Source organism: Ideonella sp. P3_A4, assembly GCF_056403075.1.
In genome coordinates this window covers 1-2,173 of sequence record NZ_JBFUGE010000843.1, presented here as the reverse complement: position 1 = coordinate 2,173, position 2,173 = coordinate 1, and the positions used below count along the sequence as shown (strand labels likewise).

At 63.9% G+C, this 2,173-nt stretch carries 3 protein-coding genes, 1 tRNA gene and 1 pseudogene; all 5 read left to right on the top strand.

Annotated features, from left to right (window positions below; all coding sequences use genetic code 11):
- Window positions 1-12 precede the first annotated feature (12 nt).
- Window positions 13-753, top strand: coding sequence for a triose-phosphate isomerase (tpiA, locus tag AC1DYI_RS33485; RefSeq protein WP_477208421.1), 741 nt, complete (start codon window positions 13-15; stop codon window positions 751-753).
- A gap of 44 nt (window positions 754-797) precedes the next feature.
- A complete protein-coding gene (gene secG / locus AC1DYI_RS33480; protein ID WP_477208420.1) occupies window positions 798-1,175 on the top strand; it encodes a preprotein translocase subunit SecG in 378 nt (125 codons plus the stop codon).
- Window positions 1,176-1,368: 193 nt separating this feature from the next.
- Window positions 1,369-1,453: transfer RNA gene (locus AC1DYI_RS33475), tRNA-Leu, on the top strand.
- Window positions 1,454-1,626: 173 nt separating this feature from the next.
- Window positions 1,627-1,986 (top strand): NADH-quinone oxidoreductase subunit A, encoded by a 360-nt coding sequence (locus AC1DYI_RS33470; protein WP_477208419.1) that lies wholly within the window; start codon window positions 1,627-1,629, stop codon window positions 1,984-1,986.
- Window positions 1,956-2,173 (top strand): annotated as a pseudogene (locus AC1DYI_RS33465) (NADH-quinone oxidoreductase subunit B); the annotation flags it as partial. The gene AC1DYI_RS33470 and the pseudogene AC1DYI_RS33465, both read left to right, overlap by 31 nt.

Below are 2,173 nucleotides of genomic sequence, written 5' to 3'. Positions count from 1 at the left end.
GAGTCAAAGAAGATGAGACGCAAACTGGTGGCAGGCAACTGGAAGATGCACGGCAACCACTCGGCCAATGCCGAGTTGCTGGCCGGCATCGTCGCGGCGCGGCCTTTTGTCTGCGACGTGGCCGTCTGCGTGCCGTTCCCTTACCTGTCTGAAACGGCCGTGGCACTGGCCGGCAGCGACATCCGCTGGGGCGCACAAGACTGCTCGATGCACGAGCAAGGCGCCTACACCGGCGAGGTGTCGGCCGGCATGCTGCATGAGTTCGGCTGCCGCTATGTGATCGTCGGCCACTCTGAGCGCCGTGCCTACCACGCCGAAAGTGACCAGCTGGTGGCCGACAAGGCCAAGGCTGCGCTGGCCCGTGGCGTGACGCCCATCGTCTGCGTTGGTGAAACGCTGGCGCAACGCGAAGCCGGTGAGACCGATGCGGTGGTCAAGCGCCAGCTGTCGGCTGTGATCCACACGCTGGGCCACTGCGTCGGCGAAATGGTCGTCGCTTACGAGCCGGTCTGGGCCATCGGCACAGGCCGCACCGCGACGCCTGAGCAAGCGCAAGCCGTGCATGCGCTGCTGCGCGCGCAGCTGCACGCGGCCACGCCGCACGCAGATGTGATGCCCATCCTCTACGGCGGCAGTGTCAAGCCCGACAACGCCGCCACCTTGTTCGCCCAGGCCGACATCGACGGCGGCCTGATCGGCGGCGCTTCCTTGAAGGCGGCGGATTTCGTCGCCATCTGCCGCGCGGCGGGCTAAGAGCCCTCGCGTCGGCGCATTGAGTTTTTCGGAGTCTTCACAACATGCAAATCTGGTTGAACCTGCTGGTCGTCGTGCAAATGCTGTCCGCCATGGTGATGATCGGCCTGGTGCTGGTGCAACACGGCAAGGGCGCCGACATGGGCGCCTCCTTTGGCAGTGGTGCGTCGGGCAGCCTCTTCGGCGCCACCGGCAGCGCGAACTTCCTGTCGCGCTCGACGGCGGTCTGCGCCGCGGTCTTCTTCGTGGCCACCCTCGGCTTGGCTTTCCTGTCGAACGGTGGTGGGTCGCGTGAAGACGCTGGCGGCAGCGTGCTCGATCGCGCAGCCCCGGCTGCGGTGTCGGCTTCTGGCGCTGCGTCGGCTGCGGCCTCCGCGCCTGCGCCCGCTGCTTCTTCGGCGCCGGCCATCCCGACGCAGTGAGCATGGGTTTCGTGTCGCATCAGGAACGCATAAGTGTCCTGTCGCGATGCGGCAAAACCCTGGGAACAGCCTGACAATCAGGCTAGAATCTGAGGCTGTTCAGCAAGCTATCCTCATGCAAGCTGAACAGMAACGCGAAGGTCTTTGCAACGTGCACCTGATGGCGCGCAATGCTGCTTCGCAAAGTGCACGTGCCGACGTGGTGAAATTGGTAGACACGCTATCTTGAGGGGGTAGTGGCGAAAGCTGTGCGAGTTCGAGTCTCGCCGTCGGCACCAAGGATCAATCGGCCAGGCCCTCATCCGGCGCCTGGTTGGGCGCCCTGAAGCCAAGCAGGGAATGAGCTGGGCGCGCTGAGTTCGAGGGTGAGCGGCAAGACCGCAACACCCGTCGGGCGGCGCGCCTTTCTCGTGGCCGGATGGGACAACTGACGACTGCTGGACACCCGACCATGGACCTGCAACCCTACCTCCCCGTCATCCTCTTCATCCTGGTCGGTGCGGCGGTCGGTGTGCTGCCCCAGATCATCGGCTTCATCTTCGGCCCGAACCGGCCCGACGCCGCGAAGAACTCCCCCTACGAATGCGGCTTCGAAGCCTTCGAAGACGCACGCATGAAGTTCGACGTTCGCTACTACCTGGTGGCGATCCTGTTCATCCTGTTCGACCTCGAGATCGCCTTTCTCTTTCCGTGGGCCGTTTCGCTGAAGGACATCGGTGCGCCGGGCTTCTGGGCCATGATGGTTTTCCTCACCATCCTGGTGGTTGGTTTCGTCTACGAATGGAAGAAGGGCGCTCTCGACTGGGAGTAACAGAGCCCGTCATTCGGCTCGCTCTGCCTCGAGGCACTGGAAAAACTATGGGTATCGAAGGCGTTCTGAAAGAAGGCTTTGTCACCACCTCGGTCGACACGCTGGTGAACTGGTCCAAGACCGGTTCGTTGTGGCCCATGACGTTCGGCCTGGCCTGCTGCGCGGTCGAGATGTTGCACGCCGGTGC

Coding starts and splice junctions, on each gene's coding strand:
- tpiA (WP_477208421.1), top strand. CDS start 13: ATGAGACGCAAACTGGTGGCAGGCAACTGGAAGATGCACGGCAACCAC.
- secG (WP_477208420.1), top strand. CDS start 798: ATGCAAATCTGGTTGAACCTGCTGGTCGTCGTGCAAATGCTGTCCGCC.
- AC1DYI_RS33470 (WP_477208419.1), top strand. CDS start 1,627: ATGGACCTGCAACCCTACCTCCCCGTCATCCTCTTCATCCTGGTCGGT.